At 55.7% G+C, this 14262-nt stretch carries 17 protein-coding genes; 6 read left to right on the top strand and 11 right to left on the bottom strand.

Annotated features, from left to right (window positions below; all coding sequences use genetic code 11):
- Window positions 1-13: 13 nt before the first annotated feature.
- The 6 genes from cobI to GGE09_RS03490 all read right to left on the bottom strand — a co-directional run bounded on the left by cobI (window position 14) and on the right by GGE09_RS03490 (window position 5176).
- Window positions 14-715 carry a precorrin-2 C(20)-methyltransferase gene (cobI, locus tag GGE09_RS03515; RefSeq protein ID WP_309744821.1) on the bottom strand — a complete coding sequence of 234 codons (702 nt, stop codon included), beginning with the start codon at window positions 713-715 and terminating at the stop codon, window positions 14-16.
- Window positions 712-1923 carry a precorrin-6y C5,15-methyltransferase (decarboxylating) subunit CbiE gene (cbiE, locus tag GGE09_RS03510; protein WP_309743917.1) on the bottom strand — a complete coding sequence of 404 codons (1212 nt, stop codon included), beginning with the start codon at window positions 1921-1923 and terminating at the stop codon, window positions 712-714. The genes cobI and cbiE overlap by 4 nt, the downstream gene beginning before the upstream one ends.
- Window positions 1920-2585 carry a precorrin-8X methylmutase gene (locus GGE09_RS03505; RefSeq protein WP_309743915.1) on the bottom strand — a complete coding sequence of 222 codons (666 nt, stop codon included), beginning with the start codon at window positions 2583-2585 and terminating at the stop codon, window positions 1920-1922. Before GGE09_RS03505 ends, cbiE begins: the two co-directional genes overlap by 4 nt.
- Window positions 2582-3892: a sirohydrochlorin chelatase gene (locus GGE09_RS03500; protein WP_309743914.1), complete on the bottom strand. Its 1311-nt coding sequence runs from the start codon at window positions 3890-3892 to the stop codon at window positions 2582-2584. The genes GGE09_RS03505 and GGE09_RS03500 overlap by 4 nt, the downstream gene beginning before the upstream one ends.
- A 4-nt stretch (window positions 3893-3896) precedes the next feature.
- Entirely contained in the window at window positions 3897-4118 is a 222-nt protein-coding gene (locus GGE09_RS03495) for a DUF6732 family protein (RefSeq protein ID WP_309743912.1), read from the bottom strand.
- A 287-nt stretch (window positions 4119-4405) separates the two neighbouring features.
- Window positions 4406-5176 (bottom strand): MBL fold metallo-hydrolase, encoded by a 771-nt coding sequence (locus GGE09_RS03490; RefSeq protein ID WP_309743910.1) that lies wholly within the window; start codon window positions 5174-5176, stop codon window positions 4406-4408.
- Window positions 5177-5338: 162 nt separating this feature from the next.
- Here GGE09_RS03490 and GGE09_RS03485 point away from each other — a divergent pair, with 162 nt between their 5' ends.
- Together GGE09_RS03485 and GGE09_RS03480 are read left to right on the top strand one after the other, a co-directional pair.
- Complete coding sequence (locus GGE09_RS03485) at window positions 5339-6316, top strand: glutathione S-transferase family protein (RefSeq protein WP_309743908.1); 978 nt, start codon at window positions 5339-5341, stop codon at window positions 6314-6316.
- A 51-nt stretch (window positions 6317-6367) separates the two neighbouring features.
- On the top strand, window positions 6368-7171 hold the full coding sequence (locus GGE09_RS03480) for a trypsin-like peptidase domain-containing protein (protein WP_309743906.1): 804 nt from the start codon (window positions 6368-6370) through the stop codon (window positions 7169-7171).
- 23 nt (window positions 7172-7194) lie between these two features.
- On the opposite strand, the gene GGE09_RS03475 is transcribed toward GGE09_RS03480, so the two are convergent.
- Window positions 7195-7572, bottom strand: a complete 378-nt coding sequence (locus tag GGE09_RS03475) for a response regulator (protein ID WP_309743904.1) — start codon at window positions 7570-7572, stop codon at window positions 7195-7197.
- A gap of 138 nt (window positions 7573-7710) precedes the next feature.
- On the opposite strand from GGE09_RS03475, the gene GGE09_RS03470 reads away from it, so the two are divergent.
- The 4 genes from GGE09_RS03470 to gap all read left to right on the top strand — a co-directional run bounded on the left by GGE09_RS03470 (window position 7711) and on the right by gap (window position 11095).
- Window positions 7711-8085: a DUF1636 domain-containing protein gene (locus tag GGE09_RS03470; RefSeq protein ID WP_309743902.1), complete on the top strand. Its 375-nt coding sequence runs from the start codon at window positions 7711-7713 to the stop codon at window positions 8083-8085.
- The gene (locus tag GGE09_RS03465; protein WP_309743900.1) at window positions 8082-9047 is read left to right on the top strand and encodes a pyridoxal phosphate-dependent class II aminotransferase; all 966 of its coding nucleotides are present in this window, start codon (window positions 8082-8084) and stop codon (window positions 9045-9047) included. Before GGE09_RS03470 ends, GGE09_RS03465 begins: the two co-directional genes overlap by 4 nt.
- Window positions 9048-9050: 3 nt before the next feature.
- Window positions 9051-9998, top strand: coding sequence for an adenosylcobinamide-phosphate synthase CbiB (gene cbiB / locus GGE09_RS03460; RefSeq protein ID WP_309743899.1), 948 nt, complete (start codon window positions 9051-9053; stop codon window positions 9996-9998).
- Window positions 9999-10096: 98 nt separating this feature from the next.
- Window positions 10097-11095, top strand: a complete 999-nt coding sequence (gene gap / locus GGE09_RS03455; RefSeq protein ID WP_309743898.1) for a type I glyceraldehyde-3-phosphate dehydrogenase — start codon at window positions 10097-10099, stop codon at window positions 11093-11095.
- A gap of 211 nt (window positions 11096-11306) precedes the next feature.
- Here the strand turns inward: gap and GGE09_RS03450 are convergent, their stop codons facing one another.
- The 4 genes from GGE09_RS03450 to GGE09_RS03435 are packed head-to-tail and all read right to left on the bottom strand — an operon-like array spanning window position 11307 to window position 14254.
- The gene (locus GGE09_RS03450) at window positions 11307-11918 is read right to left on the bottom strand and encodes a pyridoxamine 5'-phosphate oxidase family protein (RefSeq protein ID WP_309743897.1); all 612 of its coding nucleotides are present in this window, start codon (window positions 11916-11918) and stop codon (window positions 11307-11309) included.
- Window positions 11919-11934: 16 nt separating this feature from the next.
- Window positions 11935-12678 carry a lysophospholipid acyltransferase family protein gene (locus GGE09_RS03445; protein ID WP_309744819.1) on the bottom strand — a complete coding sequence of 248 codons (744 nt, stop codon included), beginning with the start codon at window positions 12676-12678 and terminating at the stop codon, window positions 11935-11937.
- Window positions 12675-13577: an FtsX-like permease family protein gene (locus GGE09_RS03440; RefSeq protein ID WP_309743896.1), complete on the bottom strand. Its 903-nt coding sequence runs from the start codon at window positions 13575-13577 to the stop codon at window positions 12675-12677. Before GGE09_RS03440 ends, GGE09_RS03445 begins: the two co-directional genes overlap by 4 nt.
- Window positions 13577-14254, bottom strand: a complete 678-nt coding sequence (locus GGE09_RS03435) for an ATP-binding cassette domain-containing protein (RefSeq protein WP_309743893.1) — start codon at window positions 14252-14254, stop codon at window positions 13577-13579. Before GGE09_RS03435 ends, GGE09_RS03440 begins: the two co-directional genes overlap by 1 nt.
- Window positions 14255-14262: the final 8 nt, after the last annotated feature.

Raw genomic sequence — 14262 nt, 5'->3', positions numbered from 1 at the left:
CGCGCCATCATACTCACAACCAGGGGTCTTCGCCCTTGGTCACCAAAATCATCGAAAAATACGGGGCGGTTTCGGGGGCCTCTGCCAACGGCATCGCCTTTTGTTCCGGCAAGGTCGCCCGTTCCACATAGCCCGCGTGATCCATCAGCCCCAAACGATCCAGCACGCGGCGGATTTTTGGCAGATGCCGTCCGACCTTCATCACAGCAACCGCTTGGGCCGCAGCAATACGCTGTTCCATTGCCGCTTCTTCCATCGGGCCGGGGATGATAGTTAACACCTCGTTTCGCGCAGACAGCGGCGCGCGCAGGGCAGCGGCGCAGGCGGTGACGCTGGTCACACCGGGGATCACATCCACATCAAACCGATCAGACAGGCGGGAAAACAGATACATAAAAGAGCCATAGAAAAACGGGTCACCTTCACACAGAACCACCACGGTTTTGCCTGCACTCAGGCAATCGGCCAAGGCCGCAGCCCCCGCGTCATAGGCGGCTTGGGCAGGTTCGCGTTTCACTGACATCGGAATGGAAATGGCGATTTCTTCAACCCCATCGCGGATCACATCCGCGGCGATGGCACGGGCGAAACTGGCGCCACCTTCGAGCGTGGGATAGGCCACCACATCTGCCGCCGCAATCAGTCGTGCAGCCTTCAGGGTCATTAGTTCGGGATCACCCGGACCAAGCCCCACACCATAAAGTTTGCCCGTCATCGCTTCACCAAACTCCACTGGGTCACAGGCATCAAAGGCCGCCATCCGGTCAGGCCGGTGTCTGGTCCCCCAATGGGTTCGGCGCGGTTTACTTGTAGTTTCACCAACTGCCCGCCGTGTTCCTTGTGCAGCGCGATCAGCAGGCCTTCGCTTTCCAGTGTGACGGCGTTACAGACCAGACGGCCCAGCGGGCGCAGCGCCTGCCAACAGGCGTCAAAGGTTTCGCGCGACAAGCCACCGCCGATGAAAATCGCATCGGGGGATTTCAACCCGTCAAGCGCGGCTGGCACCGAGCCATCGACCAGCTCCAGCTTGGGCGCGCCCAGTGCTGCGGCGTTTTGGGCAGCGAACAGGCGGCGGTCTGCGCGGGGTTCAATGCCGATGGCATGGCTGAACCGTGCCGCCCGCATCCATTCCACCGCGACCGACCCGCAGCCGCAGCCCACATCCCACAACAATGCACCGCGCATGGGCATCAGCTTGGCCAATGTGACGGCGCGGACCTCTTGTTTGGTCATGGTGCCGTCGTGCTGGAACAGTTCATCCGCCAGTCCCGGTACGCGGGGCATTAGGGCGGCGTCTTCGGCGGCAACGCATTCAACGGCCAAAGTGTTAAAGGCAGGCACTTTGTGGGCCCAGCTTTCGGCCAGCCCGTCAAAGCGCAGCTCATCCTTGCCGCCCATGGCCGCAAGAACCGTCATCTGTGATTTGCCAAAGCCGCGCTCGGTCAGAAATTTTGCAATCTGCGCAGGGGTTTGTGCGCCTGTGGTCAGGATCAACAGCCGCTGGTCGGGCTGGATAAAGGCGATCATCTGTTCAACGGGGCGGCCATGCACCGTCAGCATTTCAACATCGGGCATCGACCAACCCATCCGCGCGGCAGCCAGTTGAAAGGCGCTAAGCTGCGGGTGATACGTGATTTCAGACGGCGGAATGGATCGCCCGATCCGCGCCCCAACCGAATACCACAGCGGGTCACCTGTGGCCAAAACCACCACTCGCTTGCCCTTATACCCCTGCAAAGTGTCGATCAGCGCATCAAAGGGGGATGGCCACGCCACCCGCTCTGCCGTCACATGATCCGACAGGGAATGATGGCGATCGCCGCCAATGATTACTTCGGCGGCTTCCACCACCGCACGGGCCGTCGGGACCAGACCCTCTAGCCCGTCCTCGCCGATTCCTACAATATGAAGCCAGGGTGTCATCGCGTTTCCTCAATCAATCCAGCCGCCAAAGCATTCACCGCAGATGACGCCATCGCCGAACCGCCCTTGCGCCCCCGCAAAGCCACAAAATCACAGCCCCGAGGCCGTGCAGCCAGTTCAGCCTTGCTTTCTGCCGCGCCAACAAATCCCACAGGAAAGCCAAGAATACAGGCTGGTTTGGGCCAGCCTTGATCCAGCAGTTCCAACAGGTGAAACAGGGCTGTCGGGGCGTTGCCAATGGCCACCACCGCACCTTCGATACGATCGCGCCAAAGTTCAACCGCTGCCGCGGAACGGGTGTTGCCGATCTGTTTTGCAAGGTCAGGAACCGACGGATCGTTCAGCGTGACAATCACGTCATTCCCCGCAGGCAGATACCGGCGGATGATGCCCGCCCCGACCATTTCGCAATCACACAGCACAGGCGCACCCGCCTGCAAAGCCGCTTGCCCTGCCGCAAAAGCACCCTGCGAATAGGCCAGACGATCCGCGATTTCCACCATGCCGCAGGAATGGATCAGGCGAATGACCATCGGGCGCATTTCGGCTGGGAAACGATCTAGGTTTGCTTCGGCCCGCACGGTCGCAAACGACTGGGCGTAAATATCCGCAGGCACCCGTTCATAGCGCAACGGGACACTCGGCTTCGGATCACTGCTCATTTCCGACGCGCACTTTCAGGGCCAAGCGGGTGTTTTGCGTGGGGATAGATGGCGTGCACATGATCGTGTGTGTGGTCATGCCCGTGGTGGTGGTGATGCCCGTGGTTATGATCGTGTGTGTGATTATGGTCATGGCTGTGGTCGTGATGATGGTCGTGGCCATGTCCATGCGAATGATCGTGGTCATGCCCGTGGTCGTGGTGATGATCCAGATCCAGACGGCACTCGCCCGTACACCAATCACCACACAACCCGCAATCAGACACGTTTGATCCGGGCGCCTGCGCGCCTTGACCTTCGACGTGGTGATGGTGGCTTTCCTGAATCGCGCCCACTTCGGATTCAAACCCGATGATTTGCGCGCGGTATTTGCACAGCACACAGGTCGGGGGCGGCACATCGCTGGTGGCTGGGTGATCTTTGCCAGATGCCGCCGCCAGCGTCGCGCGATCTGCCGGGGAAATCACACGGGTGTCTTCGCCTTCAATCGCCAGAACCTGCGTGCGGTATTGGCAGATGCCACAATTCGGGATCGGCGTGCTGCCCAACTGTTCCTTAACCCGCTCGGCAAAGGTTTCCAGCACCAGCGGGTGGTCGTTCAGATAGCCCGCCTTCACGAACTGGATATCGGGGTATTTCGCAGCACATTTATCGGTAAACCCGTAAATGCGGTCGATTAGAATGCCCGTAAACAGGAAGTAGGGAAAGACGATGACGCGTTTGTAACCCAGTCGGCTGACGTGATCCAAACAGGGTTCTACCAGCGGGAAAGTCACGCCGGAATAGCCAACCTCGCACCAGCCAAATCCCATGCCCTCCCACAACATCCGCGCGATTTTGGACACGTTGGAATTGGCGTCAGGATCAGAAGCCCCGCGACCGATCACCACCAGTGCAGTCTCTTCCAGCGGCAGTTCACCATGTTCGGCATTGGCCGCATCCACAGCTTGCTGCACCCGCGCACCCGCAGCGGCGATCATCTTGGGGTCCACACCCAATTCGCGCCCGTAAGACACTTCAATCCCGTGTTTCGCGGCATAAGTGTTCAACACGGTCGGAATATCGTTTTTGGAATGCATAGCCGCAAACAACATGCCCGGCACCGCAAGGATTTTCTCACACCCCGCTTCGCGAAGCTTGTCCACACCCAGACGGATCACCGGATTGGCAAATTCGAGATAGCCGTATTCCACCTGCCAGTCCGGCAACAGTGGGGGCAGTTTTTCCGCCAGAACGGAAAATTCATCCACCGCAGCCTGACTGCGCGACCCGTGGCCGCAAATCATCACACCAATTTTTTGCGTCATAGAATCAAGCCTCTTGCGGGTTTTCGTCGGCTTCGACGGTTTCAGCCTCGGCTGTTTTATCTTTCTTGCGGCCTTTCAGGATGTTCCATCCTGCTATTGCCACAGCCGCCCCGATCGCACCCGCCGCAACCCAATGGTCGTGCGAGGCCAGTTCACCCACATGCCCCACATGGGCATTGGCCCCAGAGGCGGCCATCAAGCCAGCTAAAAAAGTTGAAAAACGCATTGCTGTTCCCTTCCTTTAACAAAACGGAAAGGCCACCACAGCAGCAGCGCACAAACGATTTCGAAATTGACCCCCTATTTGGGTCAGCCCATTCCGAGACACCTTTCCGGCCCCTGTGGGGCATCGTTGGGAACGGGTATAACAGCCAGACCCAGCCACGCAACGGGATTCGCGGCGGATAACAGGCTGGAAACGGCACAGGCACAGATACGTTGATTGATGCAGGGGCAAAAAAGCCCGCTGTTTCCTTCCAAAAACAGCGGGCTTTTAAGGATTTTAGCAAAGACTTAGCTGTACCAATTGCCCATCTTCACCTCTACAGCATCGCCGATCAGTTTGGCGAATTCGGCTGGGTCTTGGGTGCCGTCATCGCGACCGCGATAATGGTAAGGATAGACATACTTCGGCTTGAATTCCGCCACAGCAGAGGCCGCGGCTTCGATATCCATTGTGAACGGCAGGTTCATACAGACAAAAGCCACGTCAATGTCTTTCAACGCGCGCATATCGGGGATGTCCTCGGTATCGCCCGATATATACACACGCAGCCCGTCAAACCCCAGAACATAGCCGTTGTCGCGGCCTTTGGGGTGGAACTGCGCCCGATCCTCGGTGGTGTTGTAAGCAGGGATCGCATCTATACTGACCCCGTTAAACGCGCTGGATTCCCCATTCGCCAATTGGCTGGCGTTGGTTTTCAGCTCATCCGGCAACATGCCCATAACTTCGGGATTGGTGATCAGGGGCGTGTTTTCCGCAACCAAACCTTTCAGCGTGTCCACGTTAAAATGGTCGCCGTGATGATGGGTGATCAGGATCAGATCGGGTTTAGGCAGATCAGCATATTGCGCCACCTCACCCACTGGATCCACATAGATCGTTCCCACCGGCGTTTCCAAAACCACCGAAGCATGGGCCACCGGATGCACAGAAACGGCGCCCCCGTTCATTGGGAATTCATCGCCCCCATGTGCGGCAGCGCCGACCACATAAGGCAGGAAAACCACGCCCGAAGCAGCGACGCCTGTCTTTAAGAAACCTCTGCGAGACTGTGTCATTTTAACCTCCGTGTTGAGTTATTATTCCCGAAACCTAGCCCGTTTCCCGCAGCTTTCAAAGAAATACCCGTTCGGCGATCCGCAACACTGCAAACGTCAGTTGCGACCTGACTTTACCCCCCGCGCTTGTTACGCTGCCTTAGAAATTCGGAGGATGACACTATGGGACGTTTGATCGACGGCATCTGGTCTGTTGAAGGCATCGACGTAAAATCAACAGGCGGCAAGTTTGTGCGTCAGGACGCCAGCTTTCGCAACTGGATCACCGCTGACGGTGCGGCCGGGCCAACGGGCGAAAGCGGCTTCAAGGCTGAAAGCGGGCGCTATCATCTTTATGTTTCAATGGCTTGTCCTTGGGCACATCGCACTTTGATCTTTCGCGCGCTGAAAGGTTTGACCGACCACATCAGCGTAGATGTGGTGCATCCCGATATGCTCGACAACGGCTGGACGTTTAAAACCGATAATGGCCCCGCGCAGGGGGACAGTCTGTTCGGCTCGGATTTTGCGTATCAGATCTATCAAAAAGCCGACCCGACGGTGACAACCCGCGTCACCGTGCCGATCCTGTGGGACAAGATGCAAAACCGGATTGTTTCAAACGAAAGTTCTGAAATTATCCGCATGTTCAATTCTGCATTCAACGGAATCACTGGCAATACCGACGATTATTGGCCTAATGAGCTGCGCGCAGAAATCGAGCCTGTGAACGACCGGATATATAACACTCTGAACAATGGCGTCTATAAATCCGGCTTTGCCAGCAGCCAATCCGCCTATGACGAGGCGGTTCACACCCTGTTTGACACAATCGACTGGCTTGAAGACCGCCTGTCAAAAAGCCGCTACCTGATGGGTGATCGGATCACCGAGGCTGACTGGCGGTTGTTTCCCACGTTGGTTCGTTTCGATTCCGCCTATCATTTGCATTTCAAATGCAATCGCAGCCGGATCATCGATATGCCCAACCTTTGGGCCTATACCCGCGAGCTGTATCAATGGGACAAAATCGCGCCCACGGTGAATCTGGATCACATCGTGCGGCACTATCATTACAGCCATGAAAACATTAACCCGCACCGGATCATTCCAATCAACCCGACGCTGGATTGGTTAAAACCCCACAATCGCGGGTCATAATTTTGCCCTACTGGGATGCAAGCCTGTTTCTGACCCCATCGGAGACAGGCATTGGCTTCCTTCAAAACCACGTTGGCAACACTGTTGCTATTGATCCCGCAAAGCATTGGCGCAAGCGGGCTTATCCCACTGACCGACCGCACAGACATGCTGGGCTGGGAAGCCGTGGGCCGAATTGACATTGGCGGCACAGGCTATTGCACGGGCGTCTTAATCGCCAATGATCTGGTTTTAACCGCCGCCCATTGTGTATTCAATAAAAGTAAAAATCAGCTTTACGAAGCTGGCACATTTACCTTTTCTGCCGGGTTTCAGGACGGAAATGCCATCGAAAGCCGGTCGGTCAAACAGGTGGTGGCCCATGAAAACTATCGCGCAGCGCTTGGGCCGATCACATCAAACATCCGCCATGACGTTGCACTTTTAAAACTGGAAACCCCGATTTCAGCCTTCACCGCTGCGCCTTTTGCCATTCATTCCGGCATCAAACCCGGCAATATGGTCAGCGTTGTCTCCTACGGCAAAGGCCGCGATGACGTGCTGTCTTGGCAGAAAAAATGTGATGTCTTGGCCCGCGGAAAAGGGTTAATCGCCTTCAATTGCGATGTGACCTTCGGCTCTTCTGGTGCGCCAGTCTTTGTAAAAGAGGGCAACCGCGCGCGGATCGTGTCATTGGTGTCCTCTGGTCGCAATGCCCACGGCGAAACCGTCGCATTTGGCATGGACCTGCCAGAAAACATCGCTGATTTGAAACAGGCACTGCGCGCCGCGCCGCGCCAAACAGCCAAAACCATCACCCGCATTTCTGTTGGCTCTGACCGACAAAACACCAGCGCGAAATTCATCAAAAACTAAGACGCGAGAAACCTCCGAAGGCGTTACGCACTGCGCAGCGCAGGGACGCGGCCATAATGATCTACCATAGCCGCCAAATCATCGGGCTGAACCGGCGTGTGCAAATAGCCCCGTGCATTCGGGATCAGTTCAAAAATCAACCCGTCCGAGAAGAAGCTGTTCGCTGTCACAACAATAATCGCGACCTTGGGGTTTTTATAAGTGGCATAATCACTGATCGCCAGAACGCTAGTGTTTTCCATTCCCACGTCCAGAACTAGCACATCAAAAGGCAGGAAACGCAGCGCCTCAATCGCATGTTTTTCGGTCAAACACAGGCTGGTTTTCCCACCTTGTCGTTCAAGATGCTGACACCAACATCGCCCAAGTTCTGCATCGGATTCGACTACCAGAATTTTCATAACACACCCTTATTTACCCAATTTTAAGAATCTGCCTGAATTATTAACAAATTACTAATTTTTCGGCCGCACTGCGATATCAATTGTATTTTCGGTAATTTGGTGATGAAACGAGCGGAAACTTGCTGGAAGCCCGATATGACGACGACGATTACCATCTGCGACACCTGCAAACGCGAAGGCTGGGACGCAGAAACCCAATCCCAAACCGACGGTGAATTGCTGGCAGAGGCGATTGAATCCGCGGCCCTAAACGCCACAGATGTACAGACGCGCCGCCACTCTTGCTTGATGGGCTGCAATCAAGGCTGCAACATCGCCATTCAAGCCGAGGGCAAGTTAACCTATGTCATGGGCCGCTTTGAACCCGATGCGGACTCTGCACAAGGCATTGTTGAATATGCAGAAAAACACGCGGCCAGCGAAAAAGGCCAAGTCCCGTTCCGCGAGTGGCCCCAAGCGGTCAAAGGTCATTTCGTGTCACGCATTCCGACCTTACCTACCACCGAATGACGAAAACCCCGCCTGATCAAAAGCGGGACCACGGCGGTGGTTTAGATGCCGCCATGGCGCAGTTTGGCGGGCTGCGGGGCGATTGGATCGACCTTTCAACCGGCATAAATCCGACACCTTTCCCCTTACCCGAAATCCCTGCCCGTTTCTGGCAAGCTCTACCCGACAGTGGGGATCAAATGGCCCTGAAAGCCGCCGCGCGGCAGTTCTGGTCGATTCCTGACAGGGCAGAAATAGCGGCCGCATCCGGGGTTTCTGCCCTGATCGCAGCCCTTCCACGACTGGAAAAACCGGCCAGCGTAGGGATCGCCCACCCCACCTACAATGAACACGCCGCCAGCTTTGCGGCCTTCGGTTGGGACGTCGAAACGCGCCCTGCTCAAGCAAATGTCTACGTGCATCCCAACAATCCCGATGGCCGTTTGTGGGCGCGTGAAACCATACTTGCCAACCACAAAACACTGACAATCATTGACGAGAGTTTTTGTGACATTTCCCCAAAAGACAGCCATATAGACTTGGCCCAACGTTCGGGATTTGTTGTTCTCAAAGGGCTCGGCAAATTTTGGGGACTGGCGGGCGTTCGTCTGGGGTTTGCTGCGGCGCGTCCCGAAACCATCATAGCTTTGGAACAGATGCTTGGCCCTTGGGCGGTTTCGGGTCCAGCCCAACACATCGGGCGCGCGGCTTTGTCGGATACATCTTGGGCTGATGAAACCCGCATACAACTTTCCCAAGATGCCGCACGACTAGACCAGATTGTGACGCAAAAATTTGGCGTATACCCGCGCGGCACCACCCTGTTTCGTCTGTATGATGTGGCGGACGCGCAAGCCTGTTTTGAAAAACTGGCACGGGCCCGTATACTTTCACGGATTTTTCCTTATTCAAAAAAACTGATCCGGCTGGGGCTTCCCGGCCCCACCGCCGATTGGGCGCGATTACAACAGGTTCTGGAGTAAGCTATGAGCATTTTTCTGATGGTTCTTCTGGCGCTTTTGCTGGATTTCTTTCTGGGGGAACCTGAAAAAATCTGGGACCGTTATCCGCATCCTGCGACCCTGATGGGACGGCTGGTGAATTGGCTGGATGAGATGCTGAACAAAGGCGCGGCGCGGCGGATCAAGGGATTTGTTGCAGTGGCTGCCTTGGTTTTGGTCGCCTTGGTGATCGGAATGGTGTTTGAAACACTGAATGATTTCTCCTACATCGGGATCGCCGTTAACGCGGTTGAGGTTCTGATCGCCGCCGTTCTGATCGCCCATAAAAGCCTGATAGATCATGTGCGCGACGTCGCTGCCGCCCTGCAAAACGGGGTGCCGCAGGGGCGCAATGCTGTGTCGATGATCGTCGGTCGCGACACGGGCGCCATGAACGAGACGGACGTGTCCCGCGCCGCGATCGAAAGCGCCGCTGAGAATTTCTCAGATGGTGTGGTTGCGCCTGTTTTCTGGTTTTTAATCCTCGGTCTGCCGGGCATTCTGATCTACAAGATCATCAACACCGCTGACAGTATGATCGGCTATCAGAACGAGGAATACGCAGAATTCGGATATGCCGCGGCCAAACTGGATGACCTGCTGAACTGGCTGCCCGCCCGCATTACCGCGTTTCTGATCTGTTTTGCCCATTTTGATCGCACCGCACTTGATGTGGTTTTCGAAGATGCTGACCTGCACCGCTCCCCAAATGCGGGCTGGCCCGAGGCTGCTATGGCCGGCGTGCTCGATGTTTCGCTCGCTGGACCACGCAGTTATGGCGGCGAGATGAGCAACGATCTGTTCGTAAATTCACGGGGCAAACGTGACCTGACCAGTACAGACATTCTGGATGCTGTGCGTGCATTGAACCGAAGCTGGATCGCCATGACCGGATTTTTTGCCCTTATCTCTCTGATTGTCTGGCTCCTTTAAAGCGACCTGTTTCAAAGGTGGTTGAACCTTTTGCCAATTTACGTTATCGCTAACGAAACTTCGCAACGGGCGAAGGCTTTTGGGATCGGAGAACGCAAATGACTATCAAAGTGGGGATCAATGGCTTTGGTCGGATTGGCCGCAATATTCTGCGGGCCATCGTAGAAAGTGGCCGCAGTGACATTCAGGTGGTGGCAATCAACGATCTGACGCCTGTAGATAACTCGGCTTATTTGTTCAAATACGATAGTGTTCACAAAATATTTGCGGGCACCGTAACCCATACGGAAAATTCTATCGATGTGGGTTATGGCCCGATCCCGGTTACAGCCCTGCGCGATCCGTCGGCGTTGGATTGGGGCCACGTAGATATCGCGCTGGAATGCACTGGCTTGTTTAAAGATAAAGACAAAGCACAGATGTACCTGCAAGCAGGTGCCAAGCGGGTGCTTGTGTCAGCGCCTGGGAAAGATGTCGATAATACCATCGTCTTTGGTGTAAACCACGACACGCTGACCGCAGACGACATCATTGTTTCGAACGGATCTTGCACCACCAACTGCCTTGCCCCGTTGGCCCGCGTTTTGCACGACAGCTTCGGGATTGAAGACGGCTTGATCACCACAGTGCACGCCTATACCGGCAGCCAACCCACGCTTGACCGCGGCAGCAAGAACTGGGAACGGGGGCGCGCCGCGGCATTGTCCATGGTTCCCACTTCAACGGGCGCAGCCAAGGCTTTGGGATTGGTATTGCCAGAATTGAACGGCAAGCTCGACGGTGTTGCCATTCGCATTCCAACCCCAAACGTGTCTTGCGTCGACTTTAAGTTCAACACAACCAAACCGCTAAGCGTCGACTCTATTAATACCGCTCTGACCGAGGCTGCTAACGGTCCGATGGCTGGTGTTCTGGGGATCGAGACCCTGCCCTTAGTGTCGATCGACCTAAACCACGACCCGCGCTCATCCATTGTCGCAACGGCGGAAACGCAAGTTCAGGGGCGCATGGGCCGCGTATTAAGCTGGTATGACAACGAATGGGGGTTTTCCAACCGGATGGCGGATACAGCTGTAGCAATGGGGAAATTCCTTTAGGTAAGAATGCAGCACTTGGCTTTTATAGTGCTGCATTTCTTTCCGAACAGTTAACCCAGATGATTTTTCAATCATTTTTCAGGGGCACTTTAGGTGCCTCTTTTTTTGGCCGCTATTTACGAATTGTGAACGCTTTCTGGTCGAAGGTTCTTTCAGAAAGGCGCTGGCCCCAAAATTCCCAGCAGATCATATGAATATCATCGCAAACTGGTTACCACATTGATGCCTTGGCGCGTTCTGGCCAGTCCTGATCGTATGTCGCACCACCCACTTTGCCAGCCGTTTGCGCCGCCAAAATATCACCTGGGGTGGGGAGTGAAACTAAATCTAGCCAGGTCTTTGCATCCCACAGACCAGCCCGCATGACTGCGCGAGCACATTGAAAGTATACCTCGGAAATATGAACAATAATAACGGATCGGGGTGGCTTGCCGTCCACAGAAAAGCGGGCGATCAAATCGGGGTCGATTGAAACCTCGGCTTTACCGTTTACACGTATCACTGTTGGGGACCCGGGCGTCAGGAACATCAGCGCAACGCGACCGTCGCGCACGATATTTCGCAACGTGTCCATGCGATTGTTGCCCCGTCTGTCGGGCATTGCCAGAGTTTGCGGATCAAGTTCGAAAACCACTTCACCGCGATCCCCGCGGGGGCTGGCGTCTGCGCCTTCGGGGCCGACCGTGGCAATGGCACAAAACGGGCTGGACTGAATCCAAGCGCGATATTCGGGGGTTATATGATCCACAACTTTCCGCATCGCCGCCGCTCCGGGCTGGCCGTAGATCGCTTCCAGTTCTTCAATAGTTTTCAAAATGGTCATGGATCATTTTACCCCGTTAATCCGTCTGAAACCCCGCCTCTGCCATTAGACGTTTTGAAGCAGGCTCAATCACTTCTTCCAGCTGCTTTGTAAAAGCACCTGTGTCCAGATCGTTTACGTTCACGGGATCGATAACTGGTAAGAATTCTACCACCGCCAGCCCCGGTTTTCGGTAGATGCCATGGCGTGGCCAAAACACACCCACATTTGTGGCGGCTGGCACCACCGCCTGCCCCGTTTGCTGGTGCAGAACTGCTGCGCCGACCTTATAGGGCAGATACGCCCCGGCGGCCACGCGAGTGCCTTGGGGGAAGATAATCAACTGTCCAGGCAACTGCGCCCCGGATTTCACATCGGCGACCATCTTTTTAATAGCAGCGCCCCGTTTGCCCCGCTCCACGGGAACGCAGCCGATCTTTAATGCGAACCACCCAAGGATCGGTGCCCATTTCAGCACCGCTTTCATAATGAACTTCGGACGCGGCACGACAGAAACGATCATGATGATGTCAAAAAAACTTTGATGTTTGGAGGCGATCAGCACTTCATCTGAGGGGATCGCCCCGCGCATTTCGGATTTCAGACCAACCATCCACGCGGCTGTCCAACGGACCCAGCGGCAATAAGTGCGCACCGCCCAATAGGAATTCTCTCGTTTTATCAGCGTCAGCGGTATGAAAAACAATGCCATCACAAACATCGCCAGATACATCTGGCCGATAAACAGCAGCGAACGGAGCCATTGAAATGCATACATCAGCTTAACCTCGACAAGGCGCGGAACGCCGCTAAACGTGTGGCCCAGAAAGCGACCATCGCTGCCAGAAAGGGAATCGCCAGCGGTAAAATCCAGTGCCATCCCACAAAACCAAGCCCCGTTAGGAAGGCTCCTTCTTCGGCTGGGGCAGGCATAAATGCAACACCTATCATGGCAATAGCAGTGCCCAACGCTGCCCCGATCAAGGCCCGCAACGTAAAGCGGCGCACAAATGCACGGGCGATATAAACATCCCGTGCACCGATCAGCCGCAGCACGCCAATCACTTGCCCGTTGGCTGCCAAAGCAGACTGCGCAGCCAGCGTAATCATCGCCGCCGTAGACCCCGCGATAAGCAAGATCGACACCAACCCCAAAATCCGTAACCGCGTGGCCGCAGCCACCAAAGGACGCCGCCAGCGCGTGTGGTCGTCCAACACGGCGCCCGGTGCTTCGGCGCTGAGCCGCAATTTCAACCCGGCCATGTCCGGGCCCTTTCCATCCTCCAGAACCTCAATCAACCGCGGAACAGGCAAGGTTTCAAGCGGCAGGTCGGGACCGAACCAAGGCTCTAGCAATTTGCGTTGCTCCCCGTCCGACATCACCCGCGCGCTGGCAATACCCGGCGTGGTACGCAGCACCTCAAGGACCGCTTCGGATTGCGCGGCCATCTGGCCTTCGGGCGCAGAAATGCGAATGGTCGAAGTACGCGCCAGTTCTGCATCCCATCTATCCGCCAGCCGTCCTGTCGCCAATGACAAGGCTAGCGCGAACACTGTCAGAAACGCCATCGCCCCCGCCGTGAAAGAGGTCAGCCGAGACGTAAACCCGCTAGGGGGAACAACACGGTCCGCATTGGTGTCACCGCTAAAAACGTCAAATATACTGCGCAAATGCTCCATTATAAATCCGCCCCTGCAAGTTGCAGCTTGCTGTTACTGATCCGCAATACCCGCGCCGAGACTTCGGATTTTGTAGCGCGGATCAGGTTCAAATCATGGGTGGCGATCAGGATCGTCTTGCCCATTTTGTTCAACTCAACCAAGAGTGATAAAAGCCGTTGCGCCATTTCCCAATCCACATTCCCAGTCGGCTCATCCGCAAGAATAAGGTCTGGCGACATGATAATCGCCCGTGCCAGCGCCGCCCGTTGACGCTCTCCGCCCGACAGTTCGGCTGGCAGGGCATCGCCCCGTTCCGTCAGCCCGACCCAGCTCAAAAGATCATCTACATTTCCCTGATCCACCTCTGCGTCACGCCCTGACACTGCCAGTGGCAGGGTCAGGTTATCGCGTACGCTGATATGATCCAGAAACTGACAGTTCTGATGTACTACCCCGATTCGCCGCCGTACGCGGGCGACGTCATCCCGCGTCATCGCGCGGACGTCCTGTTCGAAAATCCGCACCATTCCGGTGGTCGGCATCAGTGCCTGATAGCACAAATTCAACAATGTGGTTTTGCCCGAACCCGACGGCCCCGTCAGAAAATGGAACGATCCCGGGGACAGCCGCAAAGACATATCGCTTAGAATATCGCGCCCGCCATAGTTAAAACCAGCGTTTTTCAGCTCTATCATTGTGTGCC

Origin of the sequence: Roseobacter sp. N2S, from assembly GCF_031454055.1 — a bacterium.
GTDB lineage: Bacteria > Pseudomonadota > Alphaproteobacteria > Rhodobacterales > Rhodobacteraceae > Amylibacter.
This window is presented reverse-complemented; position numbering and strand designations above follow the sequence as displayed.